A 25,765-nucleotide genomic window follows, 5' to 3' on the forward strand; every position below is an offset into this window, starting at 1 on the left:
CCGGCCACCGGCCGGTGCGCGCCCGGTGCGCGCCCGCGACGCCTCGAGGTGACCGGGTCAGTCGCTCGTCGTCCACGCCGACGGCGCCGCGACCACGTCCCGCAGCACGGTGCGTGCGCCGCCGATCATGGCCGCGTGCCCCGCGACGAGCGCGGGCCTCAGGTCGAGCTCGGTCCAGGGCGACGCGAGGACGCGGGTCGTGAGCTCGGTCGTCAGGGCCTCGCGCAGGTAGGGCAGCAGGTCGGTGTAGATGCCGCCCAGCAGCACGGTCTCGATGTCGACGAGGTTGACGAAGTTCGCGAGCGCGCGCCCCAGCGCGGTCCCGGCCGAGGTCGCGGCCTCGCGGGCCGACGGCGTGCCCTCCGCGAGAGCCTCGAGGAACGTCTCGACGGGCGCGTCGACGGGGATGCCGGCCGCGCGCAGCATGGCGTCCTTGCCGGCGTACTGCTCGAGGCAGCCCGTGGCGCCGCACAGGCAGCGCGGCCCGTGCGGGTCGACCACGACGTGCCCGATCTCGCCGCTCCAGCCCCGGTTCCCGAGGAAGAGCTCGCGGTCGATCACGATCGCGGAGCCGATGCCCACCTCGCCCGAGACGTAGAGGAACGACGACGGCACGGGGGGAGCGGCGTCGTCGGGCCTGTGGTCCTGCGCACCCGCGACGAGCTGCGCGAGGCCTGCGAGGTTGGCCTCGTTGGCGATCTCGACGGGCAGGCGGTCGGGCAGGCCGAGCAGGGGCAGGGGCAGGAACGAGGACCAGCCGAGGTTGGGGGCGACCTGGAGGCGGCCCGCGCGGGCGTCGACCAGGCCGGGCAGCGCGAGGCGCGCGCCCGCGACCTGCATGTCCTGGGCCTCGACGTCCTCGACGAGGCGGCGGGCGAGCGCGCCCAGGCGTCCGAGGACCTCGGCCGGGTCGCTGCCGTGCAGGTCGCCCGGCACGACCTCCTGCGCGACGACCTGCCCCGTGAGGTCGAGGACGGTGCCGCCCAGGTAGTCGACGTTGACCTCGAGGCCCAGCCCGACGATGGTGCGCTCGGCGGGCGTGAGGGGGACGGCGGGGCGTCCGGCGCGCAGCGGGGTCACGGGCGGGAGCTCGCGCACGAGGCGGGCCTCGATGAGCTGGTCGACGAGTACGGACACCGTGGCGCGCGTGAGCCCGGTGGCGGCGGCGATGTCGGCGCGCGAGCGGGGGCGTGGCGCGTCGAAGAGCGCCTGGGAGACCAGGGCGAGGTTGTACTCGCGCAGGGTGTGCTGGCGGGCGGCCGTGGGGCGCGCCCGGGTGGGCGTCCTGACGCCGGTCGAGGACTCGTCGCGGTTCACGTCTTGACCTTACCGACAGGACCGCATAAGTTCATCCATACAACAAATGACGGCCTGCTCGATGACTGAGCCGGCCCATCTCGACGAGGAGACTGTCGTGGCTGACGCGATCGACCAGAACATCAACTTTTCCTTCGGCCTGTGGACCGTGGGCTGGACCGGCCAGGACCAGTTCGGCGGAGCCAGCCGCCCCCACCTCGACCCGGCCGAGTCCGTGCGCAAGCTCGCCGACCTGGGCGCGTGGGGCTTCACGTTCCACGACGACGACGTCGTGCCCTTCGGCTCCGACGACGCGACCCGCGAGCAGCTCCTCGGCGAGGTCAAGAAGGCCGCCGACGAGACCGGCCTGACCATCGAGATGGTCACGACCAACCTCTTCAGCCACCCCGTCTTCAAGGACGGCGGCCTCACCTCGAACGACCGCGGCGTCCGCCGCTACGCGCTCCGCAAGGTGCTGCGCAACGTGGACCTCACCGCGTCTCTCGGCGCCAAGACGTTCGTCATGTGGGGCGGCCGCGAGGGCACCGAGTACGACGGCGCCAAGGACCTCCACTCCGCGCACGAGCGCTACGCCGAGGGCCTCGACCTCACGGCCGCGTACATCAAGGACCAGGGCTACGACATCAAGATCGCGCTCGAGCCCAAGCCCAACGAGCCCCGCGGCGACATCTTCCTCCCGACCATCGGGCACGCCCTCGCGCTCATCGCGAAGCTCGAGCACGGCGACATCGTGGGCCTCAACCCCGAGACGGGCCACGAGCAGATGGCGGGCCTGAACTACACGCACGGCCTCGCGCAGGCGCTGTGGGCCGGCAAGCTCTTCCACATCGACCTCAACGGCCAGCGGTCCATCAAGTTCGACCAGGACCTCGTGTTCGGCCACGGCGACCTGCTCTCCGCGTTCTTCACGGTCGACCTCATCGAGAGCGGCTTCCCCAACGGCGGACCCCGCTACGAGGGCCCCCGCCACTTCGACTACAAGCCCTCGCGCACCGAGAACGAGGTCGGCGTCTGGGACTCGGCCAAGGCCAACATGGAGACCTACTCGATGCTCGCGCGCAAGTCCGCCGAGTACCGGGCCGACCCCGAGGTCCAGGCCGCGTTCGAGCACGCGGGCGTGTTCGAGCTCGGCGAGAGCACCCTGGGTGCGGGCGAGACCGTCGCCGACCTGATCGCGGACCGCGGCGCCTACGAGGAGTTCGACGTCGAGGCCGCCGCCGAGCGCGACTTCGGCTTCGTGCGCCTCAACCAGCTCGCGCTCAAGCACCTGATCGGCTGATGGGCGGCTCTCCCGGGTCGGCCGCCGGCGTCCTCGTCGCAGGGGTCGACTCGTCGACGCAGTCGTGCAAGGTCGTCGTCCGTGACGCGCGCACCGGGGCGCTGGTGCGCTCGGGCTCGGCGTCGCACCCCGACGGCACCGAGGTCTCGCCCGACGCCTGGTGGGCCGCGTTCCGCACCGCGGCCGAGGTCGCGGGCGGGCTCGACGACGTCGCGGCCCTGGCCGTGGGCGGGCAGCAGCACGGCATGGTCGTGCTCGACGCCGACGGCGAGGTGATCCGTCCCGCGCTCCTGTGGAACGACACCCGCTCGGCCGGCGCCGCGCAGGACCTGGTCCGTGAGCTCGGCGCCGGGGACACCGGTGCCGGGGCCAAGGCGTGGGCCGAGGCCGTCGGGTCCGTGCCCGTCGCGTCGCTGACCGTGACGAAGCTGCGCTGGCTGCGCGACGCCGAGCCGCAGAACGCGGCACGGGTCGCGGCCGTCGCGCTCCCGCACGACTGGCTGACGTGGCGGATCGCCGGCTACGGCCCGCGGAGCGAGGGGCTCGAGCCCGACCTCGGCGCGCTCGTGACCGACCGCTCCGACGCGTCCGGGACGGGCTACTTCGACGCCTCGGCCGACGGCGGGCGCGGGGCCTACCGCACCGACCTGCTCGAGCTCGCGCTCGGACGCTCGGACGTGGTGCTGCCCCGGGTCCTCGGCCCGGGGGAGGACGGCGGGGTGGCCTCGGCCACCGTCGCCGGTGCCGCGGTGAGCGACGGGGCCCTGATCGGCCCCGGCGCGGGGGACAACGCGGCCGCGGCCCTGGGCCTCGGCATGCGCGCGGGCGACGTCGCGGTCTCGATCGGGACCTCAGGCGTCGTCTCCGCGATCGCGACGTCCCCCACGGCCGACGCGAGCGGGCTCGTCAACGGCTTCGCCGACGCCACGGGCAACTACCTGCTGCTCGGGGTGACCCTCAACGCGAGCCGCGTCCTCGACGCGACCGCGCGGGTCCTGGGCGTGGACCACGCGGGCCTGTCCCGGCTCGCGCTCCAGGCCCCGGCGGGCGCCGACGGCCTCGTGCTCGTCCCCTACCTCGAGGGCGAGCGCACGCCGAACCGGCCGGACGCGAGCGGCACCCTGCACGGCATGCGTCTCGCGACCATGACGCCCGCGCACCTCGCGCGGGCCGCCGTGGAGGGCATGCTGTGCGGCCTGGCCGACGGGCTCGACGCCCTGCGCGCGCAGGGCGTGCAGGTCGAGCGCCTCCAGCTCATCGGCGGCGGCGCGCAGTCCGAGGCGGTGCGGCGCATCGCACCGCAGGTCTTCGGCCTGCCCGTCACGGTCCCCGAGCCGGGCGAGTACGTGGCCGACGGCGCCGCTCGCCAGGCGGCGTGGGTGCTGTCGGGCGAGGCGGAGGCTTCCCGGTGGGAGACGTCGTCGAGCACGGGCTACGACGCGGACCCCGAGCCCGGGATCCGCGCGGGGTACGCGGCGGTGCGCGACCTGACCTGAGGTCGTCGTCGCTGGTGTCCTGACGAGGGGCCGCCGTTCCTGCGGGAACGGCGGCCCCTTCGCGGTGCACGGCCCGACGTGCCGCTCAGGCGCGACGCCGGGCGAGGTACCAGGTGCCCGCGGCCGCCGCGGCGAGCGAGGCGGCCGCGACCGCCGCCAGGGTCTGCGCGAGGTTCGCGCCCGCAGGCCCGGAGGTCGCGCCGGGCCCACCCGGCGCGACCGGCTGCGGGGCGAGCGTCGCGGTGGTCGCCACGAAGCTCGGCGCGGGGTGCCCGCCCGCCGGGTCGGTGTCGACCCAGTCGTACGAGCCCTCGGTGCACGTCTGCGTCGTGGGGAACCAGAAGGCCTGCCCGGCGGTGCCCGTGACCCTGGCGACGAGCTCGAACCGGGCAGCGGTGCCGTCGGCGACCGGGGTCCCTTCCCAGCGGACCCCTCCCGGTTCCTGGGTCGACACCCATCCTTCCGGCTCGGCGGTCGAGACGGCCTCGACCCCTGCGGGGAGCGTGAGGTCGAGGCCCGTCGTCGGGGCGCCGTCGCACCCGTGCTCGAACGAGAACGTGAGCGTGGTGGTGCCGTCCCCGTTCGGCGTCGCGGTCTCCAGGAGGACGTGGGCCGCCGCGCCCTGCACGCCCGCCACGGTCAGCAGCGCGGCGAGACCGAGGGCCGCGGCTGCGCGAGAACGGCGCGTCATGGGGAGACCTCCACGGGAAGCGTGACGACCGGGTTCTCGTACTTCGAGGTGCGGACGCCGACCGTGACGTCCCACGCCCCGGCCATCGGCAGGTCGATCGAGGCCAGGTAGGTCCCGGTGCCGGTCCGTGTGACGGTGGGCGTGAAGGGGCCGATGCCCAGCTCGGGCTGCGTGAGCCCCACCTCGGGGAGCGCGACGGGGTCGAACGGGGCGCCGTCGGCGTCGAGCACGGTCAGCTCGAGCGAGTTGATGCCGAGCGCGCCCGGCGTGACCCTGGCCTGGAGCGACCCGGACCCGAGGGGTTCGTCGAACTCCTGGGCGGGCGCAGTGCTCTGCGCCTCGACGGGGACCCGGGTCCGCGCCTCGACCGGGCTCTGGGAGACGAGCACCCCGGTCACGACCAGCAGCACCGTCAGGACAGACGCCTCGGCAACGACCGTCCGGCGCAGACGCAGACGGCCCTCGGGACCCTCCGCGACGTGCGGGACCAACCCGTACCGGTTCCACGCCGCGATCGCCACGAGGCTCAGCGCAAGGGCGACCTTGACCAGGAGCGTCCGGCCGTACCCGGTGGTCACCAGCGCGTCGAGCGAGCCGAGGATGCGCCAGGCCAGCAGCACGCCGCTCAGGGCGAGCGCGAGGACGAGCCACGCGCCCACGGTCGAGAAGCGCAGGACCGTGCGCGCCGAGCGCTGGGCAGACGCCCCCGAGGAGCGCGCGAGCAGCAGGCACAGCCCCACGATCCCGCCGAACCACACGGACCCCGCGGCCACGTGCAGCACGTCGGCACCGAGGACGAGCCACGCCGGGCCGAACGTCCGGGTGTGCCCCACGACCGTCAGCGAGGTCGCGGCCAGCGCGGCAGTGCCGAGCGCGAGCGGGACGGGCCACCGCCGACGCGTCGCCCGGCCCGCCCGGGGGCAGAAGATGGTCGCGACGACCAGTCCCACCAGGCCGAGGAGCGCGGCCAGGGCCGACTCGGACCCCAGGGCCGCGGTCCAGACCTCCGGCTCCAGGAGCGCTCCGGCCGCGCGGCCCGCCTGCCACACGGCCGTGACCGGTACCGAGACGAGCAGCCCCGCCCCGGCGAGGACCGCGAGCCCCCGGCGCGTGCGGTCGAGCCGACGCCGGAGCACGGGCATGGCCCCCGGGGTCGCGTCGAGCAGCAGGAGCTCGAAGACCACGAGGCCGGCCACCCCGAGCGTCCCGACGTAGACGAGCGCCTGGGACGCCCGCCGCAGCGTCGAGACCGCCGCCGACGTCGAGGGCTCGGGGACCGCGGCGACGGTGTCGCTCGGTGCTCCGACCGAGAACGTGAACGCCCCCGCGACCGGGTGGGTGTCCCCGGACGTGACGCGCCAGCTCACGACGTACGTGCCGTCGTCGAGCACAGCGGGCACCGCGATCTCCACGCGGGAGTCGACCGCCGTGGGCGTGACGGCCACGGCCGTCCCCGCGGCGTCGAGCAGCGCGACGCCGCCGGGCGGCACCTGTACGGGTTCGTTGAAAGTGAGGGTCAGCAGGGCGGGGGAGTCCTCGACGACGGAGCCGTCCCGAGGATCGCTGTCGACGATCACGGCGTGGGCCGCGGCCGGGGACGCTGACGCGAGCATCAGCACCACCCCGGCCACGGCCGACACCACGACCGCCGTCACCCCGCGCAGGACGCGGGCGACGTTCATCGGTCGCGTCAGGCCTTGGGGCGACGGGCGAACGCGGCGCCGCCCAGGACGAGCCCCGCCGCACCGAGCACGAGCGCCACCCCGGACAGGACGAGGGGCAGCGACGACGGCTCGTCCGACGACCCGGCCGCGTCGGCCGTGTCGTCAGTGCCGTCGGCGCTCGCGGCCTCCGAGGCGGCCGCGTCGGAGACCGTCTCGACGTCCCCGTGCGCCTCCTCAGCCTCGGTGATCGTCAGGGTCGGGGCGGGGAGGTCGAGGTCGTGCGGGTCCTCGCCCTCGGCCGCGACCTGGACCCAGGCGGACTCGCCCTCCTGGCAGGTCTGGACGGTCGGGAAGACGAGGGTCTCGCCGACGGCGTCGGGGAGCTTGGTCGACAGGACGAGGGCGTCCCGGTACCCGTCGGGCAGCGGCGTCCTCGCGGTGTAGACGATCTCGCCGACGCGCTCGGTGAGCTGGCCGCCGTGACCGTCGTCGATCGGGGTCGCGAGGGTCACCATGACCTTCTCGACGTCCCAGCCGGGGTTGACCGTGGGGGTCACGCTCGTGATCGGCTCGGGGATCTGGATCGAGACCTTCGTCGTCGACGACTCGCCGCAGCCGTGCGGGACGCCGAACGTCAGGAGGGCGTAGGAGCCCGCGGTGGTCGTGTCGGGGTTGACCGACACGTGGGCGGACGCGCCGCTCGCGCCGAGCGCGAGGAGCAGGGTCGTCGCCGCGGCGACGGTGAGGAGCTTCGGTGAACGCTTCATGATCGGGGCACAGGCCTTCCGTGGTCGAACGCAGGGTCGCTCCCGCCGCGGGCACGCGGGCCCCGCGGTCGCTGGACGCGTGGGGGTGCGGCTCGACGACGTGTGCGCCGTCGAGGCGGCAGGGAGCGGGTCGCGGCAGGGAGCCGCGACCGAGGTCAAGGTGCTGCGTGGACCAGGACGGGAGGGGCGCGCCCCATGACCGCACCGCTGCCGGGGGCGGCGGGGGCGGGGGACGTCGAGGCGAGGACGAGGACGCCCCGCCCCCGGGCAGCGGGAGGACGCAGGAGGCGCGGGACCGAGCGCATGGTCAGCCATGACCACAGGGCCCACAGCGCGCGGTCCGCGTGGGTCAGGAGCACCGAGACGACGAGCGTCGCGAGCACGTGCGCGGCGAGCATGGGCACGGGGTTCTCGGCGGAGTGCGCGTGCGCGGGCACCGGGGACGCCGCGAGGAGCGCGCACTGCTCGAACGTGTAGTGCAGGACGACCTGGCCCAGACCGAGCACGCCCAGCAGGAGCGGCAACGCCAGGCGGCGGCCCAGGATGCCGCGCAGCATCACGGCCGTGAGCATCACGAGGACCACGACCGGGACGGCTCCCGGTGCCGCGCCCCCGGCGAGGCGGTGCGAGACCAGGGACAGCCCGACGACCGCGGTGGCGAGCAACCCTGCTCGAACCCCGCGCAGCAGACCGACCGCCGGCGACAGCACGCGACGACTGTAGCGGGCAGAGCGTCAGAAAAGGACCCCGTGTCCAGGAACGGCCATCTGCGTGCGCCTCTCCAGGCAGGGACCCGTCCGCAGACCGGACTTTCTGCCAGGATGCACGGATGGTGCATCCCATCGACCTCATCCCTGTGGACGCGGAGGGCTTTGACGCCCTCGAACCGCCCGTTCCGGACGAGGCGTCCGAGTCGGCCGGTGCGGCGGGACCACATGCTGCTCGGGTCTTCCCTCTCCTCGTGGCCGGGGTCTTGCTGCTCGGCGCCTCATCGCTGCTGAGGCACCTCGGGCGCGTGCTCCAGGCGTCCGCGGTCGACCGTCTCGGGAGCGTCGACCTCTCGAGCTGGCAGTGGTCGGTCGGCGAGGGGGCGTTCGCGGCGCACGTCCTGTCCGTCGGGGCGGGAGCGGCGGTGCTGACCGTGGCGGTGCTTCGAGCGGCGCGCCTCGTGGACTCCTTGGCGCGGCCCGACGTCGCCGCATCAGCCCGGCCGGCTCGGGCCCGGTGGTTGGTCGTCGTGGTGGCCTGTGTGGTCGCTGTGGCTGTGATGGTGGCCGTGGCCTTCCCACCGGGCCGTGTGCCGAGTCAGGTGATCGTCCAGGACGTCCAGACCGGTCGGCTCTCGGTCCTCGACGGCTGACCCGCTCCGGGCGCACGCACGAGGTGGGCCCGGTCCCCGAGCGGGAACCGGGCCCACCTGGGCTCACGTCTCAGGTCATGGCGTCAGAGCACCCGGACCACTGGCCCGGTCACTGCGCCGAGGCGCCCGACGGCGAGCCCCTTGGTGACCGACCAGGCCGGTCCCTCGATCGTGAACGTGGTGACGTCGGTCGTCGAGGCCGACCGGGAGAGGTTGATGCCCCAGGCGTTGGCGGTCACCTCGAGGTGCACCCAGTCGCACGTGCCGGCGTCGAGGCGGAACGTGTTCCCGGTGCGGGTCAGGTCGAACGTGCAGGGCCCGGCGTCGTAGGGGGCCGCGTTCGCGGCCGGCGCCAGGGCGACGGTGGCGGCGACGAGGGCTGAGACTGCCAGGGCGCGCTTCCCGGTGGTTCGCATGGAGCTCCTTCGCTTCAGGTGAGGGGACGTCGTCGTCCCCCGGACCTGTCCAGTCCATCCTGGACGCCGGTGCCAGGACATCCGTGAAAACCCTTCCATGGACATTTCACCCTGTACGGGGAATCCCTCACACGCCGCCCGCGAACCCCGTCTGTCGCCACGCCTCGTAGATTGCGATCGACGCGCTGTTGGTCAGGTTGAGCGACCGGCGCCCGGGCAGCATGGGGATCTTGACGTGGTCGGTGATCCGGGGGTGGGCCAGGACGTCGTCGGGGAGGCCGGTGGGTTCGGGGCCGAACAGCAGCACGTCGCCCGGGCGGTACTCGACGTCGGTGTGGCGGGTCGTGGCCTTGGTCGTGAAGGCGAAGACGCGTGCCTCGGGCATCGAGGCCAGGGCTGCGTCGAGGTCGGCGTGGACCTCCAGCGCGGCGAGGTCGTGGTAGTCGAGGCCCGCGCGGCGGAGCTTGGGCTCGTCGAGGTCGAAGCCCAGGGGTTCGACGAGGTGCAGGCGCGCGCCGGTAACGGCCGCGAGCCGGATCGCGTTGCCCGTGTTGCCGGGGATGCGCGGCTCGAAGAACACGAGGTGGGGCAGCGTCGGGGCGGGGCGCTCGGCGCCGGTGCCGAGGTGCGGGCGCCAGTCTTCTGCGCCGGTGACCCCGGGCGAGGGTGCGGGCACGGGGGAGGAGGGGACGTCGTCGGGCATGGTCCCGATTCTCCCACCGCCCCGCGGCCGACGTGTCGGGGGGGCTCAGCCCATCTGGGTGAGCGCAGCCTCGTCGACCTCGTGCTGCAGCGGATCTCCCGCCAGGAAGCGCGCGATCTCCTCGACCACGATCGACCCCTGCCGCAGCCGCCCCTGGACCGTCGCGGCGGCGTGGTGCGGCGTGAGGAGCACGTTCGGCAGTGTCCGCAGCGGGTGGTCGACGGGCAGCGGCTCGGCGTCGAACACGTCGAGCGCAGCGTCGATCCGTCCGCTCGCGACCTCGCGCAGCAGGGCTTCCTCGTCGGTCAGCCAGGACCGGGCGGTGTTGACGAGCCCGGCGCCGTCGGGCATGAGCGCGAGCTCGCGCGCCCCGACGAGGTGGTGCGTCTCGGGCAGCGTGGGTGCGTGGAGCATGGTGATGCGGCTCGTCGCGAGCAGGTCGTCGAGGCTCAGGAGCGTGACGCCCAGCGCCTGGGCGTCCGTGGCCGACAGCGTCGGGTCCGCGACCACGACCTCGGCCCCGAGCGCGCGGAGCATCGTGATCGCCGCGCGCCCGGTCCGGGACGCGCCGATCACGCCGACGCGCGTGCCCGCGATCTCGAACCGCGGTGGCGCGTCCTCGGCGTCCTCCCACGAGGCGCCCGACGCGAGGCCGTGGTGGAACCGCGGGAGCTGGTGCAGCAGGGCCATGGCGAACACGACCGACACCTCGCCGACCGACTGCGCCATGCCCTGCCCGGCCTGCGTCACGCGCACGCCGCGCGCGAACAGCTCGGGCGTGACGAACGGCTTGACGCTCGCGCCCGTGTGCGCGACCAGCCGCAGGCCCGGCAGGCGGTCGAGCAGCGCGGCGTCGAGGCGCGGGGTGCCCCACGAGATGACGAGCACCTGAGCACGTGAGAGGCCCGACGGCGCAGCACCGGTCCGGGCGTCGAGCGTCGCGCCCAGCGTGGCCGGGTCGTCGACGAGGACGACGTCGGTCAGCGCCGTCAGAGTCTCCCATGCCGCGGGCGTGAAGAACTCGGCCCGCAGCGCGGGGGAGACGCTGACGACGCTCGTGGTGCGGCTCATCGCAGGATCATCCCAGCCACGCGTCGAGGTGCTCGGCGATGAACGCGTCGTCCGACGCACCGAGCCACGGGTACGCGGCCGTGACGCGCGTGAGCTCGTCGGCCTGCCCGGGCGACAACGTCTCGGCGGGGTCGAGGCACCAGATGCCCTCGAGCAGACCCTGGCGGCGCAGGACCTCGTGCACCCCCGCGATGACGCCCGCGAAGTCGTTCGCGGAGTCGAACACCGCGGCGTTGGCGTCGGTGAGCCCGGTCTGACGGGCGACCAGGAGGCGCAGGGCCGCGTCGTCGGGCACGGTGAGCGTGCCGTCGGACGTGACGCCGCGCGCGGCCTGCGCGAGGCGCAGGGTCTCGACCGCACCCCGCGTCCACACGGCCCACTGGCCGAGCAGGCCGCCGACGAAGCGCGCGGTGTACGGGCTCGCGCTCCCCGCGACCGGGACGTCGACCTCGGAGACCAGGTCGGCGATGATCGCGTCGTCGTTGCCCGTGTAGAGCGAGATCTGGTCGGCGCGGCCGGACTCGGCCACGCCGCGCAGCACGTCGATCGTCCGGTACCGGTCGAACGGCGCGGCCTTGACGGCCACCACGGCCTCGATCGACGCGAGCTCGCGCCAGAAGTCGACCGAGAGCCGCGGCCCGCCGATCGCCTCCTGGAGGTAGAAGCCGATCACGGGCAGGACCTCGCCTACCGCCCTCGCGCGGTCGAGCAGGTAGCGCTCGACCTCCTCGCGCGTGCCGCCGAGCCCCGCGACACGAGGTGCGAGGAGCACCGCGTCGTAGCCGAGCTCGGCCGCGACCTGCGCCTCGGTCACGGCCTGGGCCGTGGGGCCCGCGGCTCCGGCGACCTGGACGAGCGGGCGCGGGTCGGTGACCGTGGACCCTGCGGGCGCGTGCCCACCCAGCGTCTCGCGCGAGACCTCGGCCGCCATCTCGAGCACGGGCCGGTAGAGCCCGACGTCGCGGATCTCGAACTGCGTCGTGTGCACGCCCACGGCCACGCCGCCCGCCCCGGCCGCGTGGTAGTACCGCGTCAGGGCGCGCTGGCGGCGCTCGTCGAAGCGGCGGTCCGCGGTCAGCGCGAGCGGCTGGGCCGGGATGACCGTGCCGGCGCGCAGGAGCGCGAGCGACTCGGGCTTCATGGCGTCGACCACCGAGCCCATCAGAACTTCCCGTCGCGCACGGTGAACTTGGTGGCCTTGCCGCTCGTGGGCAGGCCCGCGGCGAGCCACTGCGCCTGCCAGTCGACGAGCGTGCGCAGCGAGACGTCGGGATACCCGAACAGCTCGTGGCACAGGCTCGCGTCGTTGAGCAGGGCCGTCCCCGCCTCGGCGCCCGTGAACGACACGTCGCGGTCCAGGCCCGCGCCGAGCAGCCCTGCTAGGCGACGCACCGACGCGGTCTCCGGACCCGTGAGGTTGACCGTGAACGCGGGGGACGACGCGTGGCCGAGCGCGCGCAGCGCGACCTCGTTCGCGTAGCCCTGCCACACGACGTTGACGTGGCTCGTGGTCAGGTCGACCGGCTCGCCCGCGAGGATCGGCGCCGCGACGTCGCACAGCACGCCGTAGCGCAGGTCGACCGCGTAGTTGAGGCGGATGTTCGCGACCTTGGTGCCGCGCGTGAGGGCCGCGTGCTGGAACAGGCGCTCGCGCCCGAGGCAGCTCATGGCGTACTCGCCGACCGGACCCGTCGGGTCGTCCTCGGAGCAGCCGCCCGAGGACACGGGCACGAGGGGGTAGACGTTCCCGGTCGAGAACGCGGCGATGGTCGAGTCCGCGTAGCGGCGCGCGACGTCGCTCACGAGCGCGGCGTTCGCGGCCCACGCGAGCGAGGGGGCCGACGACGTGCCGAACTTGGCGCCGACCATGTAGACGACGTCGGCGCCGTCGGGCAGGCCGGCCAGGACGGCCGGGTCGCCCGTCATGAGGTCGGCCGTCACGACGTGCACGCCCGCGTCGCGCAGGTGGTCGGCCTGGGCCGGGTCCGACCAGCGCGAGACCGCGTGGACGGCGTCGCCCGTGCGGCCTGCGGCGTCGAGCGCGCGCCGGGCGAGGACCGTGAGGCTCGGGCCCATCTTGCCGCCCGCGCCCAGGACGACCAGGTCGCCCGAGCGGGCGGCCATGTCCGCGACGAGCGCGGGCGAGGGCGTGGTGAGAAGGTCCTCGAGCTCGGCGAGCGAGGAGGGACCGGCGGAGCGCCCGACGGCCGAGGCGCCGGCAGGAGCGACGGCGGCGGCGGGCAGGGGGCTGGGTGAGGTCGAAGACACGAGTGCTATCCCTTGATTCCGGACATGGTGACGCCTTCCTGGAAGTAGCGCTGGGCCACGAGGTAGGCGGCGAAGATCGGCACGAAGGAGATGGTCGCGCCGGCGAGGATCATGTTGAGCGGCACGTCCTGCTGCTGCAGCGACGCGATGCCCACGGTCAGGGTCCAGTGGTCGGTGCCCTGGCCCATGATGAGCGGCCACAGGAAGTCGTTCCAGTGCCACAGGAAGACGAACGTGCCGAGCGTCGCGAGGATCGGCTTGCACAGCGGCAGCACGATGCGCGTGAAGATGCGCCACTCGGACGCGCCGTCGAGCTTGGCCGCCTCGAAGAGGTCGTCGGGCATGTCCATGATGAACTGCCGCATGAGGAACACCGCCTGGGCGTTCGCGAGCGTCGGCAGGATCAGGCCCCAGTAGGTGTCCAGGCCGCCGACCTGCGCCATGAGGATGAAGGTCGGGATCAGGGTCACGTGGTACGGGACCATGACCATCGCGAGGAACGACCAGAACATGGCCTCGCGGCCCGGGAACTTCTTCTTCGCGAACGCGTAGCCGGCCATCGCGGAGAACGCGAGGACCAGGACCACGGACACGACCGAGTAGATGAGCGTGTTCCCGAACCAGGTCCAGATGTTCCCCGCGCCGAGCACGCGGTCGTACGCCGCGAAGCCCAGGTTCGTGGGGATCAGGCTCTGCGGGAACTGGATCGCCGCGGCCGGCTTGAGCGAGAGGACGACCATCGCGTAGAACGGGAAGATCGTCACGACCGCGGCGAGGCTCAGCACGACGTAGCGCACGACCTTGCCGCGCCACGTCAGGTCCATGCCCGAGCTCTTGCTGCGCCTGCGGCGTGGTGTCAGGGCAGGCGAGGTGGTGGTGCCGGCAGCGGTCCCGGGGTGCCCCGGGGTGCCGGGGGTGGCGAGCGTGGTCACTTGTCCCTCCCGATGAGGCGACGCTGCACCAGCGCAACGACGATGGTGATGATGAACAGCGCTACGCCGAGCGTGCTGGCGTAGCCGAGGTCGAAGTACTTGAAGCCCTGGTCGTAGATCTGGTAGACGAGGCTGTAGCTCGCGCGGGCGGGCCCGCCGCCCGTCATGGTGTAGACCAGGTCGAAGATCTGGAACGACGCCGTGGTCTCGATGACCGCCAGGAAGAACAGCGTCGGCTTGAGCTGCGGCATGATGATGTGCCAGAACCGGTGCCAGGCGTTCGCGCCGTCGAGCGCCGCGGCCTCCTCGAGCTCACGCGGCAGGTCCTGCATGCGGGCCAGGAGGATGAGCATCCCGTACCCGAAGCGCGACCAGATCGACACGAGCGCCAGGGCCGGCAGGACCAGGGTCGTGCTCCCCAGCCACGAGTCGGTCGACAGGCCGATCAGTCCCATGAGCTGCGACCACGGGCCGCCCGTCGAGAAGACCCAGGTGAACACCGTCGCGGCGAGCACGAGGCTCGTGACGACCGGCAGGAAGAACACCGAGCGGTAGAAGCCCGAGCCGCGGAACGAGCGGCGGACCAGCAGCGCCATGAAGGTCGAGATCGCGAGCGACAACGGCACGATCAGGACGCTGAGGATCAGGGTCACGCGCATCGCGGACCAGAAGATCGGGTCGTTGACCATGCGCTCGAAGTTGTCGAGGCCGGTCCACTCGGCGGTGCCGCCGATCGTGTACTCGAAGAAGCTCAGCCCCACGCCCGCGATCGCCGGACCGAAGCGGAACGCGAGGAAGAGCAGGAAGGCCGGGAGCGCGAAGAGCAGGCCGATCCGTGCCTCGCGGCGGGCCATGGTGCGGCGAAACGCTGATGGTCCTGTCGGGCGGGTCCCCTTCGACGGGCCCGAGGGCCCACCGGACGTGGAACGCGCGACGGACGCGGCGCCGTCGGGCACGGAGCCCTCGAGACCTGGCCCGAGGACGTCTCCGGACGGGGTGGTTGCTGTCATGGGGTTCTTCTCCTTCGCCTCACCGGGCCGAGGGCCGCGTCAGCGGCGGCCACCCGGCCCGGTGGGTGTGGTGCGAGATCAGCCGAGGAGCGGGTTCGCGGCAGCGGCCGCGTCCTTCATGGCCTGCTCAGGGGTCTTCTGGCCGATGAGCGCGGCCTGGATCTCCGGGGCGAGGATGCCCATGACCTCGCGCGACTTCTCGTTGAGGTCGCCGGAGGTCGTGGCGTCGAGCGTGGCCTCGAGCGCGGCCATGGTCGCGTCGTCGCCGTACAGGCCCGTCTGCGAGGTGTACGGCGTGAACCAGCCGGCCGCCTTCGCGTACTCGGCCGACGCCTCGGGGCGCGTCGCGAACGCGAGCCACTTGCCCGCCGCGTCCAGGTTCTCGGCCTTCTTCATGAGGGCCAGCGAGCCGACCGTGCCGTAGCCGATCGACTCGGCCTGCTTGAGGGAGGGGAGCACGACCGTGTTCTCCTCGCCCCAGAAGCTCGCGACGTCGCCGGGGCCCTGCTGCCACGTGCAGGCGATCTTGCCCTGCGCCGTGCGGGTCTGCTCGAACGCCGGGATGGTCGTCAGCAGGTCCTTCTCGACGAAGCCGCCCTCGGCGAGGTCCGTGACGAACTGGAGCGCCTCGACGCCCTCGGGGGAGTCGAACGCGACCTCCGTGCCGTCCTCGGAGAACACCGAGCCGCCCGCCTGCCACAGCAGCGGGTAGAAGGACTCGTTGAGCGTCGCGTCGACCGCGCCCCAGTAGTTCGTGACGTCGTACCCGGCGTCCTTGAACTTCGGGGCCAAGGTCATCAGGTCGTCCCAGGTGGCCGGGTAGTTGCCCGACTCGCCGATCGCGTCGAACGCTGCGGCGTTGCACACGAGCGGCTTCGAGTTCATGATCAGCGGCGCGCCCATCATGGCCCCGTCGATGCTCACGGACTTCGCGGCGTTCTCGCGCAGGTCGCCCGTGTTGTCCGTGATGTAGTTGTCGACCGCCGCGAGGGACTTCGCGTACTTCGGGAGCTGGTCCGGGATGAGGTAGACGACGTCGGGGCCCTTGCCGCCCGCGATGCCCGTCGCGAGCGTCTCGTCGCGACCCGCCCACGGGTAGATCTCGACCTTGACGTCGACGTCCGGGTTCTCCTTGGTGAACTCGGCGATCTGCTCGTCCCAGAACGCCTTGTGGGCCGCCTCGTCCGCGATGACGGGGTAGGTCCACATGGTGACGGACCCCGAGGCCGCGCCGTCCGAGGGGACGGGGGTCGAGCCGCCGGCCGCGTCGCCGCCGCCACAGGCCGTGAGAGCGCCGAGGGCGGTGATCGCTGCGAGAGCGGTCACCACGTGCTTCTTCGGCATGGTCATTTTCGTGCTCCTTTGACGTCGAATGATGACTACCGTGCTGGTTGATCCGTGTGGTGTTGAGCCCGCCCTGCGCGTCGTCGCGCGTGCGGGGTGCTGCTCTGCCCGGGCGGCCGGAGGGCCGCCCGGACGGGACGTGCTGCTAACGGGCCGGGACCTCGACGACGGTGCGTGAGTGCCGCGACTCCTCGGCCGCGAACACGGCGAGGTGGCTCTGGAGGGACTCGACCGCGCCCGACCGGACGTGGCTCGGGTCGCCCGTCGCGACGGCGCGCACGAACGCGTCCATGACGCCCGAGTCGCCGCCGCCGTGGTCGTCGGCCGCGTTGGTCGCGCCGTGGTGCCCCGAGTCGTGGACCGTGACCGAGCCGTCCCGGAAGTCGGTGACCCGGATCTTCTCGCCGTCGCCGTCGAGGCAGCCGTGCGTCCCGAAGATCTGCGTCTTGCGGTGGTCCTGCTCCGAGAACGCCGTCATGGTGAACGTCGCCGCACCGCCGCCCTCGAGCTCCATCGCGACGACCTGGTGGTCCACGACGTCGTTGTCGGACGCGTAGACGCACCTCCCGTAGTCGCCCGTGCGCAGGGCCTCGACCACCGACGCCTCGTCCGTGCCGTCCGTGACGACCGTGACGGGCCAGATCGCGCCCTTCTCGCGCAGCGTGCCGAGGTACAGGCGGGGTGCCGAGTACGGGCACGTCGGTTCGAGCGGGCAGTCCAGGCAGCGGTCCGCAGCACCCGCCGGGCGCTCCTGCGGACGGAAGTGCTTGAGCGAGCCGAAGCTCGCGACGGTCTGGATGCGCTTGCCCGTGACGTACCGGATCCAGTCCAGGTCGTGGCTCGACTTGGCGAGCAGCATGGGGCTCGACGTCTTCTCCGAGCGCCACGGGCCACGCACGTAGGAGTGCGCGTCGTGCCACCAGCCGACCGGCTCCAGGTGCTGCACGTTGACGATCTCGCCCAGGACGCCCGAGTCCACGACCGACTTCATGAGGTCCGTGTACGGCATGTAGCGCATGACGTGGCACACGCCGAACAGGACGCCCGAGGCCTCGACCGCGTCGACGACGTCGCGGCACTCCTCGGCGCTCGGCGCGAGCGGCTTCTCGACCAGGATCGCGTAGCCCTGGGCGGCGAGGGCCACGACCGGGTCGCGGTGCTCGCGGTCCTGCGTCGCGACGATGACCATGTCGGCGAGGCGGGCCGGGTTGCCCGCTGCGACCAGGTCCTCCCAGTCCGCGAACTGTGCGACGGGGGCGGCGTCGGGGTTCGCCGAGGCCGCGCCGTCGCTCACGAGGGACCGCTGGAACGGGCGCGGGTCTGCGACCGCGACCAGGCGCGCACGGTCGGGGTGCGCGGCGATCCAGCGTGCGTAGGTCTGACCACGGTTGCCGGCGCCCACGAGGGCGACGGTCACGGGTGCATCATTGCGGGTCACGAGCGGTCCTTGCGTCGTTGCGGGGGCTGCGGGGGAGAGCTGGTGGTGCGGGTCGAACGGTCGGTGCGGGCGGAGAGCCGGGCGAGTGCGGCTCCATTTGCTATTTGCTATAGCAACTATGACAGATGATCCTGCGCCCTGACAGCCCGTCAGGTCAACTTGCGACCGAGTCGTTATCTTCGGCCGGTGCCGAGAACGGGGTTGAGGTCGTCACATCACGGTTGACGACCTCAACCCCGTGGTCGAGGCTCGGCTGGCCGCGTCAGAGGATGAGCGTGCCTGCCGTCGAGACCGTCGGGCCGTCGGCCGGGATCGCGACGCGCTGCACGCCGGACTCGACGTTGCCGGTGTGCAGGAGGTAGGAGCCCGCGCCGAACGCGCCGTCGGCGAGCTGGAGGCGGCCACCCGTGAAGGTGGACCCCACGGCCGACCAGCGATTGATACCTGTGTCTAGCTTCACGTGACCAGTGTCGCCCGACGCGGCCACCGATCGTGCACCGTCCAGGTTCCAGGTGACCGGCTTGTCAGCCTTCGCCCGGCTCAGGAACGTGCCACCCGCGGGCGAGCCCTCGAGCCGCGCCCCGTCGCCGACACGCACGGTCTGCTCCGCGGTGCCCGCCGCGACGACCGCGACGTTGCGCACCACGCCGCCACGGATCGTCAGGCCTCCCGACGCCGTCACGGTGCCCTTGCCCTCGGCCGCCTCGAGCGTGCACTGGTCCAGGACCACCGGGCCCGAGCCCGCGAACGACGCACCCTCCAGCCCGTTCAAGGTCGTGCGGACCAGGTGCACGGGGTTGGTCACGTTGGCCTGCGTGATCGGCGTCCCCGGCAGGACGTTGAAGCGGGAGCCCTCGATGACGTTGGGGCGCTTCGAGCGGCTCGACGCCTGCGACACGATCAGGGTGTCGTCGGCCTGGCAGCCGCGCAGCTGGACGCCGTCGGCGTTGACCCACAGCATGCCCGAGCCCGCGAGGCCCTCCTTGCGGATGACCTGGACGTCCTCGAGCGTCAGGTCGGTGACCTTGACGCGCGCGACGAACCACGAGCACACGTGCTTGCTGACCGTGATGCGCTTGGCCGACGAGCCCCACGCCGCGCCCGAGTTGGCGAACGTCATGAGCCCCGAGTTCCCGACGTACGTCAGGTCGTGCTCGTACTGGCCGTGCGTGACGAACGGGCCCTGGTCGTCGCCGTCGCCGTGGCAGTTCTCCACGAGGCCGTACGCCGAGGCCGTCCAGTCGTTGAGGTGGCGGCAGTTCGAGGTGTGGCAGTCGGACACGTGCCCGTACAGGCAGTAGATCTGCTGCGTGAGGTAGCCCGCGCCGCCCCACGTGATCGAGGCCGGGTTGGCGAGCGAGCAGCGCGTCGTCGTGAAGTACGTCGACCAGCGGCGCATCACCAGGGGCCAGAACGTCGCGACCCCGTGCACGTTCTCGACGTCGCAGCTCACCGCGTACTCGAACGCGAGCGGGTGCGACCCCGTGTACTGGTCGCCGCCCGCGACGCCCACGAACGACAGGTTGCGCACGTGCACCTGCTGCACGGGCTCGACCTTGGTCCACGTGAGCGTGCGCCCCGCGGCGAGCTCCCAGCCGTTGAGGTAGTTGACGCGCACGTGCGTCGCGTCGACGATCTGCGTGACCTGGACCTGGAGCTGCAGCTCGCGCTCCCACTTGCCCGCGAGGGCGTTGACCTCGAGCGCGTACCACTCGCCCACGGCGAACTGCGAGGAGTCGGCGACCTCGAAGTCGTCGCGCAGCTCGGGCATGACGGCCGTGAGCTTGTGGGTGCGGACGTCGTCGGTCACGGTGCCGCGGAAGAACAGGACGGCCGCGAACGGGTCGTCCTGCCCGGCCTTCTCGATGCCCTCGGTCGTCATGGTGTGCCCGCCGAAGTCGAGCTCGAGGTGCGAGCGCGTGAACCGGTGGCGGCGCACGAAGTTGAGGTCGGAGTGCGCCTTGATGCGGCTCACGGTCGGGTCGTTCACGAGCGCGTCGAGCGCGTCGTCGGCCGGGGTGTCCGTCCCGAACAGCCCGAACCAGCGGAAGTCGGCCGTGCCGGTGTGGAGCGTGTGCCACCGCCCCTTGCCCGGAGCGTCCTTCGGGGCCAGCACGGTGCCGCCGTTGGCCGCCGCCTCGCTCTTCGCGTCGTAGCGGACCAGGCGTGCGGCGCCGTCGCCCGGCGTGGCGTGGCCGAGGAGCTGGACGACCGTCCCGTCGTCGATCTTCTTCGCGCGCCAGCCCACGAGCTGGGCGACGGACGCCGCGACCAGGACCTCGTCGTCGGGCTCGTCCTTCTTCAGGGGCAGCACGCCCGACGGCGCCGCGGCGGTCGGCGTGGCGGCTGCGGCCGGGTGCGTGCCCATCAGGGCGCCAGCGGCCACGAGGCCGCCGATCCCGGCGACGCGCAGCAGGTTGCGGCGCGAGGGGGCCTCGACCGTGGGGGCCTGGCGTGGCGAGATCGGCGTCGTCGCCGGTTCGCCGGGGGTCTGTCCGGACGGGAGGAGGTTCGTCATCTGCAGGGGCCTTTCATCAGGGGTTCTTCCGGGTGGGCAGGGGGAGCTCGTGCGGTTCACAGCGCGAGCGAGTCGGTGACGAGGACGTGGTCGCCCTCGGGGAAGCCGGTGCGGTCGACGCCCTGCTCGACGCAGCCGGACTGGAGCACGCGCGTGGTCGGTGCCAGGTCGTAGCGACCGCCGCGCAGGCGCGTGCCGACCGCGGTCAGCGCGTCGGTGCCCGCGAGGGCGACGTGGGCAGTGGTCCCGCTCGCGGCGAGCGTCGCGCCCCGCAGGTCCACCTGGACCGTCCCGGGGCCAGGTGCCCGCGAGACCAGGGCGCCCGCCGTCGTCGTGCCGGAGACCGTCGCCCCACGGACCGTGAGCCGCTGGTCGCGGACCCCGCTGAGATGGATGCCCGTGCCGGTGAGGGTCCCGCCGCTGATCGTGACGTCGGCCGACCCGACGAGCGCGGGGGCCGCGGGGGAGGCCTCGTCGGTCGAGCCCACGAACGTGCAGTCGGTGAACGTGACCGGGCCCGCGCCGCGCAGGATCGTGCCGTCGAACCCGGTGAAGCTCGTCCGGACGAAGTGGACCGGGTTGGCGACCGGGGTCTGGTGCAGCACGCTGGCGACCGGCAGCGAGAAGTGGCAGTCCTCGATGACGTTGGGCCGCTTCGAGAGGTTCGAGCGCTGCGCGACCGCGAAGAACGACGCGGTGCACCCGCGCATCTGCACGCCGTCGGCGTTGACCGTGAGGCTGCCCTGCTGGTCGAACGTCGAGCGCGCGACCACGTGCACGTCCTCCAGCGTCAGGTCCGTGATCTTGGTGCTCACCGTGAACCACGAGGCCACGTGCCCCTTGACCGTGATGCGCTTGGCGCTGATGCCCCACTGCGCCCCCGAGTTGGCGATGTCCATGAGGCCGCTGTTGCCCTGGAACACGAGGTCGTGCTCGTACTGGCCGTGCGTCGTGAAGGGGTTGCCGCCCTGGTCGTCGCCGTCGCCGTGGCAGTTCTCGACGAGGCAGTAGGCCGAGGCCGTGAGGTCGTTGAGGTGGCGGGCGTTGTGCGAGCGGCAGTCCGCGATCCGCCCGTACAGGCAGTAGATCTGCTGCGTGAGGTAGCCCGCGCCGCCGTAGAAGACCGTCGGCGGGTTCGCGACCGAGCAGCGCTCGGTCGCGAAGAACGTGTTCCAGCGGCGCATGATGACGGGCCACCACGTCCTGGAGCCGTGCACGTCCGACACGTCGCAGCGCACCGCGAACTCGTACGCGACCGGGTGCGAGCCGGTGTACTCGCGGTCGTCGGGCAGCTCGCCGTCGAGCGGGCCGTCGTAGGGGCCGGCCCCGACGAACGTCATGTTCCGCACGTGCACCTGCTCGACGGGCACGACCTTGCGCCACTCGAGCACGCGGCCCGGGGCGAGCTCCCAGCCGTTGCGGTAGTCGACGCGCACGTGCGCCGCATCGACGACCTCGGTGACCTGCACGAGGCGCTGGAGCTCGCGCTCGTCGCGCCCGCCGCCCGGCCGAGGGTCGACCTGCACGGTCCACCAGTCGCCGACCGCGAACGCGGACGAGTCCGCGACCTCGAACACGTCGCGCTGGTCGGGCAGGGTCTGGGCGAGCGTGCGCTGCTGGGCCACGTCGGTCACGGTCCCTTGGAAGAACAGCACGGCGCCGAACGGGTTGTCGTGCGCGTTGCGCTCGATGCCCTCGGTCGTGATCGTCCGGCCGCCGAAGTCGAGCTCGAGGTGCGAGCGTGCGTAGGTGTGGCGGCGCACGAAGTTGAGGTCCGTGTGCCCCTCGACGCGGCTCACGGTCGGGTCGTTCACGAGCGCGTCGAGCGCGTCGTCGGCGCTGCCCGCGGGGGCGTCTGCGCCGAAGATCCCGAACCAGCGGAAGTCGGCCGTGCCGGTGTGGAGCGTGTGCCACCGGCCGCGGCCGGCCGCGCCGAGGGGTGCCAGCACGGTGCCGCCGTTAGCCGCCGCCTCGCTCGTGGCGTCGTAGCGGACCAGGCGTGCGGCGCCGTCGCCGGGGGTCGCATGGCCGAGGAGCTGGACGACGGTCCCGTCGTCAATCTTCTTCGCGTGCCAGCCCACGAGCTGGGCGACGGACGACGCGACGGTGAGCTCGTCGTCGGGCTCGTCCTTGCTCAGGCCCAGCGGTGCGGCGAGTGCCGACGGGGCGAGGCCCGTGGACAGAGCGAATGCGGTCGCGGTCAGCGCGCCCATGCCCGCGACGCGCAGCAGGCTGCGGCGCGAGGGGTCGGCGGGGGCTGCGGGGTCGGGGGAGAGGTCGGGGGCTGCCGCGCTGTCGCGGGCAGTCAGGGGGGTCTTCACGTGGGTCACCCTTCGGACAGGTCGATGAGACGGGTCCGTTCAGGCGTGGCCGACGCGCGGCAACGGGCGTGCGGGTGGAGTCCGGCGGGCCGGGGCTGCGGTCACCGAGGGACGGGGCGAGATGGACGGTTCAGGCTGTGTGCGGCAGGCCGCGACAGCAGGATGGATGCGCTTCGTTGCGTCCGGATGAACCGGGCATTTCCCGGAGATTAGGCCGGTGCTATAGCAATGTCAAGAGGTTGGTGACGACTCGCCAGGTCCGCCGGGCACGCCTGGGCAGCCGCGCCGGTGGCCGTCTCACAGGTAGTCGCCGGGCCAGTGGAAGCCTGCCGCGGGGCCGCCCGCCGCGGCGCGCAGGGCGTCGCTCTCCGCCGTCGAGCGCCGGACCGGGCGCAGCATCCCGGTCGCGTCGGACACCGTCTCGCGTCCGCCCGGCGTCAGCAGCGCGTCGGTGAGCACCGCCGTGGCCGGGATGTGCGGCAGGCGCACCTCGGCGCGGGCCACCCCGCGCTCGTGGGCCAGCGAACGTGCAGCGAGCGCGAGCACGTCGAGAGCGTCGCGATCCTCGGGGGACCGCGCCTCACCGTGCCCGACGGCGAGCTCCCGCACGCGCAGCACCTCGCCCTCGACCTCCACGACCAGGTAGCCCACGATCGACCCGTCGGGGCGTCGCGCCGTGAGGAGCTCGGCCGACGAGTACCAGAGGGGGATCCGGCGCTGCCAGTGCTCGGCCGTGCGGCGCGTGGTCAGGGGGGCGTCGTGGAACGCGTCGTGCAGGGCCGCGAGGTCCCGCCACGGGAGGTCGGCGCCCCAGGCGGGGAACGTCGTGCGGACGGGGGACCCCGTGCGCAGCGGCCGCTCGTGGCGAGCGACGACCCCGGCCGAGCCGGGCCGCTCGGGGCGAGCGGCGCCGTCGGGCCGGAGGGGGCCACGGGTGACGGGGACCTCGAAGACCTCCCAGCCGCTCGGTCGGTAGACGCCCGGCGTGCCCGTGAACAGGAGCGAGGCGTCCATGCCCGCAGCGTCCATGCGTGCGACCGCCTCGGCGAGCGCGAGGCGGACCAGGCCGCGGCCGCGCACGTCGGGCGCCGAGGCGACGTTCGAGACGCCACCCACGGCCAGCGTGGTGGCTGCCCCGTCGGGGCCGGGGAGGCCCACGAGCGTGCGCGGGGTCCAGCAGACCGAGGCGACGACGCGGTCCGCGGCGGGGGTGGGGCCGGGAAGGACCGCGACGACCGTGCGGTCGAGCCGGCCGTCGTCGGTCTCGTAGACGGGGACCATGAGCGGCGCGTCGAACGCGGCGGCCCACAGCGCGTACAGCGACGGGACGTCGGCGGGCGTCGCGGTGCGGAATTCCATGGGGCTCCTCGGTGAGCGGGGGCGCGTCGGTGCAGGTGGGGCGTGTGCGCAGGGCGGTCGGCGGCCTCGCCTTGACGGTTTGCTATAGCAAGAATAGTCTCGCATCCACGTTCTCGAGTGAACGATGCACGGCAACGAAGCACGTGCGAGGTCGGGCTGGACCTCGCACGAAGTGTCCATCCCTCGACCGTCCCCCTCGCTGCCGAACATGTGGTTACGGTCGTGAATCGCCCCGATTCCGACGCCCACCGCATGTTCGAGGAGCGTTTTGCGCATGTTCGACCATCGCCGCACCGTCCCCGGGGCGGTGCTCGTCGACCTCGACAACACCCTCGTCGCACGCAGCGTCCTGCGGGGGCTGCTGTGGCTCCGTGCCACCCTGGTCTCGACACCACAGGAGGGCGCATGAATGAGCTGGGCATCCGGACGCACATGGAGGCGTCCGGCTCCGGCGTGCTGTCGTATCGCGACGAGTGGACTGTCGACGGCGGGACGCTCACCCGGCTCGTCGGTCGCGTGTCCCTTGCCGAGGGACCGGGAGGGCTTGCGGCCCCGCTGGTCGACCCGAGCCCGTTCCTGCCGACCACCGCGTCGGAGTACCTCGACGCGCTGCTCGGCGGCGGAGCCCCCGACGACGTGGGCCTCTTCGCCGACGGTCGTGTACCGCTGCTCGTCTGCCCGGTGTGCGCGGACCTCGGGTGCGGCGCGGTGAGTGCGCGGCTCGTGATCGGTCAGGGTGTCGTCGAGTGGCGCGACCTCGGCTGGCAGATCCCGCGCGACCGTGCCGACGACGAGGTCGAGGACGTGCCGTTCACTCCGCCCCTGCACCTGGTCTTCGCGCGTGACGCGTACGAAGCCCTCGTCGCGCGACTGTTGCTCCGCTACCGGCAGGCCTGAATCGGCGGCGCCCACGCCGCAGCCCCGGTCAGGCGCCGCCGGCCTCCTCCGTGGGTTCCTCGGCGACGTCGCCGTCCTCGGTGTGGCTCTCGAGCCGTGCCGCGGCCTCGCCGATGTGCTCGGCCATGACGGCCCGCGCCCGCTCGGGGTTGCCGCTCGCGATCGCGTCGATGATGAGGTTGTGCGTCTCGGCGTGCGCGACGCGGGCCTCGGGGTCCAGCGCGACGTTCGCGGCGCGCAGGAAGCCCGTGATCCGGGAGCGGAGCTGGGACGTGATGGTCATGAGCATGCGGTGGTCGGCGAGCTCCCAGAGCTGCTCGTGGAAGCGGCGGTCGAGCTCGAACACGCGCGCCGAGCTGCCGCGCTCGGCGGCGTCGACCATCTGCTGCACGGTCTTGCGCAGGCGGGCCTCGGTCTTGGCGTCCCACTCGGCCTGGACGCGCACGACGACGAACTGCTCCAGGAGCGTGCGCAGGCTCGAGATCTCCTCGAGGTCGCGGCTCGTGAGCGCGGCGACGCGGGCGCCCCGGTGGGGGAGGCGTTCGACGAGCCCTTCCTCGGTGAGGCGGGTCAGGGCCTCGCGCACGGGGATGTGGCTCGTGCCGAGGCGTTCGGCGAGCTTGCGCTCGACGAGGCGCGAACCGGGCGCGAGGTCGCCGCTGAAGATCGCCTCTCGCAGCTCGACGGTCACGCGGTCGGCGACGTTCAGGTCGGGCACGCTCTTGAGCGCCATGGGTTCTCCGTAGTGTTCTGCGGTCCGATCCGGGAGGTGCCCCGAAGGATAGCGGTCGGCGAACTGGGCCCGGCTGCCCGCCCGCGGTGCGTGCCGGGGCGAGGGCTGTGCGGGGCGCACCGTTGTGCCACCATCGAGGCGAAGGGCCACCGGACGGCTTGCCCCCTCCCTACATGCTATA

General features: G+C 72.9%; 23 protein-coding genes. 5 read left to right on the forward strand and 18 right to left on the reverse strand.

Going from position 1 to position 25,765, the window contains the following annotated elements; genetic code table 11:
- Nucleotides 1-57: 57 nt before the first annotated feature.
- On the reverse strand, nucleotides 58-1,317 hold the full coding sequence (locus JOD48_RS04400) for an ROK family transcriptional regulator (RefSeq protein WP_191791847.1): 1,260 nt from the start codon (nucleotides 1,315-1,317) through the stop codon (nucleotides 58-60).
- Between the two features lie 61 nt (nucleotides 1,318-1,378).
- Here JOD48_RS04400 and xylA point away from each other — a divergent pair, with 61 nt between their 5' ends.
- Together xylA and xylB are read left to right on the forward strand one after the other, a co-directional pair.
- Nucleotides 1,379-2,596, forward strand: coding sequence for a xylose isomerase (xylA, locus tag JOD48_RS04405; RefSeq protein ID WP_204807740.1), 1,218 nt, complete (start codon nucleotides 1,379-1,381; stop codon nucleotides 2,594-2,596).
- A complete protein-coding gene (xylB, locus tag JOD48_RS04410; RefSeq protein ID WP_204807743.1) occupies nucleotides 2,596-4,092 on the forward strand; it encodes a xylulokinase in 1,497 nt (498 codons plus the stop codon). Before xylA ends, xylB begins: the two co-directional genes overlap by 1 nt.
- A gap of 85 nt (nucleotides 4,093-4,177) precedes the next feature.
- Here xylB and JOD48_RS04415 read toward each other — a convergent pair whose 3' ends face one another.
- From JOD48_RS04415 to JOD48_RS04430, 4 genes are all read right to left on the reverse strand, one after another.
- Nucleotides 4,178-4,783, reverse strand: coding sequence for a DUF1775 domain-containing protein (locus JOD48_RS04415; RefSeq protein WP_204807745.1), 606 nt, complete (start codon nucleotides 4,781-4,783; stop codon nucleotides 4,178-4,180).
- Complete coding sequence (locus JOD48_RS04420) at nucleotides 4,780-6,465, reverse strand: copper resistance CopC/CopD family protein (protein ID WP_204807748.1); 1,686 nt, start codon at nucleotides 6,463-6,465, stop codon at nucleotides 4,780-4,782. Before JOD48_RS04420 ends, JOD48_RS04415 begins: the two co-directional genes overlap by 4 nt.
- Before the next feature lie 8 nt (nucleotides 6,466-6,473).
- Nucleotides 6,474-7,214: a YcnI family copper-binding membrane protein gene (locus tag JOD48_RS04425; RefSeq protein ID WP_204807750.1), complete on the reverse strand. Its 741-nt coding sequence runs from the start codon at nucleotides 7,212-7,214 to the stop codon at nucleotides 6,474-6,476.
- A 155-nt stretch (nucleotides 7,215-7,369) separates the two neighbouring features.
- Nucleotides 7,370-7,924, reverse strand: coding sequence for a hypothetical protein (locus tag JOD48_RS04430; protein WP_204807752.1), 555 nt, complete (start codon nucleotides 7,922-7,924; stop codon nucleotides 7,370-7,372).
- A 119-nt stretch (nucleotides 7,925-8,043) separates the two neighbouring features.
- On the opposite strand from JOD48_RS04430, the gene JOD48_RS04435 reads away from it, so the two are divergent.
- Nucleotides 8,044-8,574, forward strand: coding sequence for a hypothetical protein (locus JOD48_RS04435; protein ID WP_204807754.1), 531 nt, complete (start codon nucleotides 8,044-8,046; stop codon nucleotides 8,572-8,574).
- Between the two features lie 83 nt (nucleotides 8,575-8,657).
- Here JOD48_RS04435 and JOD48_RS04440 read toward each other — a convergent pair whose 3' ends face one another.
- From JOD48_RS04440 to JOD48_RS04495, 12 genes are all read right to left on the reverse strand, one after another.
- Nucleotides 8,658-8,990: a hypothetical protein gene (locus tag JOD48_RS04440; RefSeq protein ID WP_138825874.1), complete on the reverse strand. Its 333-nt coding sequence runs from the start codon at nucleotides 8,988-8,990 to the stop codon at nucleotides 8,658-8,660.
- A 127-nt stretch (nucleotides 8,991-9,117) separates the two neighbouring features.
- Entirely contained in the window at nucleotides 9,118-9,582 is a 465-nt protein-coding gene (locus JOD48_RS04445) for a tRNA (cytidine(34)-2'-O)-methyltransferase (protein ID WP_225227372.1), read from the reverse strand.
- Nucleotides 9,583-9,738: 156 nt separating this feature from the next.
- On the reverse strand, nucleotides 9,739-10,764 hold the full coding sequence (locus tag JOD48_RS04450; RefSeq protein ID WP_191791856.1) for a hydroxyacid dehydrogenase: 1,026 nt from the start codon (nucleotides 10,762-10,764) through the stop codon (nucleotides 9,739-9,741).
- A gap of 7 nt (nucleotides 10,765-10,771) precedes the next feature.
- Nucleotides 10,772-11,926, reverse strand: a complete 1,155-nt coding sequence (locus tag JOD48_RS04455) for a dihydrodipicolinate synthase family protein (RefSeq protein ID WP_239527328.1) — start codon at nucleotides 11,924-11,926, stop codon at nucleotides 10,772-10,774.
- Nucleotides 11,926-13,032, reverse strand: coding sequence for an NAD-dependent epimerase/dehydratase family protein (locus tag JOD48_RS04460; RefSeq protein ID WP_307823966.1), 1,107 nt, complete (start codon nucleotides 13,030-13,032; stop codon nucleotides 11,926-11,928). The genes JOD48_RS04455 and JOD48_RS04460 overlap by 1 nt, the downstream gene beginning before the upstream one ends.
- A 5-nt stretch (nucleotides 13,033-13,037) precedes the next feature.
- Entirely contained in the window at nucleotides 13,038-13,964 is a 927-nt protein-coding gene (locus JOD48_RS04465) for a carbohydrate ABC transporter permease (protein ID WP_051703238.1), read from the reverse strand.
- Nucleotides 13,961-14,974, reverse strand: coding sequence for a carbohydrate ABC transporter permease (locus JOD48_RS04470; RefSeq protein ID WP_239527329.1), 1,014 nt, complete (start codon nucleotides 14,972-14,974; stop codon nucleotides 13,961-13,963). Before JOD48_RS04470 ends, JOD48_RS04465 begins: the two co-directional genes overlap by 4 nt.
- A 78-nt stretch (nucleotides 14,975-15,052) precedes the next feature.
- Nucleotides 15,053-16,324 carry an ABC transporter substrate-binding protein gene (locus tag JOD48_RS04475; protein ID WP_191791857.1) on the reverse strand — a complete coding sequence of 424 codons (1,272 nt, stop codon included), beginning with the start codon at nucleotides 16,322-16,324 and terminating at the stop codon, nucleotides 15,053-15,055.
- 139 nt (nucleotides 16,325-16,463) lie between these two features.
- Complete coding sequence (locus JOD48_RS04480) at nucleotides 16,464-17,735, reverse strand: Gfo/Idh/MocA family protein (protein ID WP_204807756.1); 1,272 nt, start codon at nucleotides 17,733-17,735, stop codon at nucleotides 16,464-16,466.
- Nucleotides 17,736-18,018: 283 nt separating this feature from the next.
- Nucleotides 18,019-20,274 (reverse strand): peptidase C14, encoded by a 2,256-nt coding sequence (locus JOD48_RS04485; RefSeq protein ID WP_204807758.1) that lies wholly within the window; start codon nucleotides 20,272-20,274, stop codon nucleotides 18,019-18,021.
- Between the two features lie 56 nt (nucleotides 20,275-20,330).
- Nucleotides 20,331-22,595, reverse strand: coding sequence for a peptidase C14 (locus JOD48_RS04490; RefSeq protein ID WP_307823967.1), 2,265 nt, complete (start codon nucleotides 22,593-22,595; stop codon nucleotides 20,331-20,333).
- A gap of 297 nt (nucleotides 22,596-22,892) precedes the next feature.
- Entirely contained in the window at nucleotides 22,893-23,954 is a 1,062-nt protein-coding gene (locus JOD48_RS04495) for a GNAT family N-acetyltransferase (RefSeq protein WP_204807760.1), read from the reverse strand.
- A gap of 274 nt (nucleotides 23,955-24,228) precedes the next feature.
- On the opposite strand from JOD48_RS04495, the gene JOD48_RS19845 reads away from it, so the two are divergent.
- Together JOD48_RS19845 and JOD48_RS04500 are read left to right on the forward strand one after the other, a co-directional pair.
- Nucleotides 24,229-24,363, forward strand: a complete 135-nt coding sequence (locus tag JOD48_RS19845) for a hypothetical protein (protein WP_275581435.1) — start codon at nucleotides 24,229-24,231, stop codon at nucleotides 24,361-24,363.
- Complete coding sequence (locus JOD48_RS04500; protein WP_204807762.1) at nucleotides 24,360-24,851, forward strand: hypothetical protein; 492 nt, start codon at nucleotides 24,360-24,362, stop codon at nucleotides 24,849-24,851. Before JOD48_RS19845 ends, JOD48_RS04500 begins: the two co-directional genes overlap by 4 nt.
- Before the next feature lie 28 nt (nucleotides 24,852-24,879).
- Here the strand turns inward: JOD48_RS04500 and JOD48_RS04505 are convergent, their stop codons facing one another.
- On the reverse strand, nucleotides 24,880-25,584 hold the full coding sequence (locus JOD48_RS04505; protein WP_204807764.1) for a GntR family transcriptional regulator: 705 nt from the start codon (nucleotides 25,582-25,584) through the stop codon (nucleotides 24,880-24,882).
- Nucleotides 25,585-25,765 lie beyond the last annotated feature (181 nt).

This window comes from Oerskovia paurometabola, from assembly GCF_016907365.1.
GTDB classification, from domain to species: domain Bacteria; phylum Actinomycetota; class Actinomycetes; order Actinomycetales; family Cellulomonadaceae; genus Oerskovia; species Oerskovia paurometabola.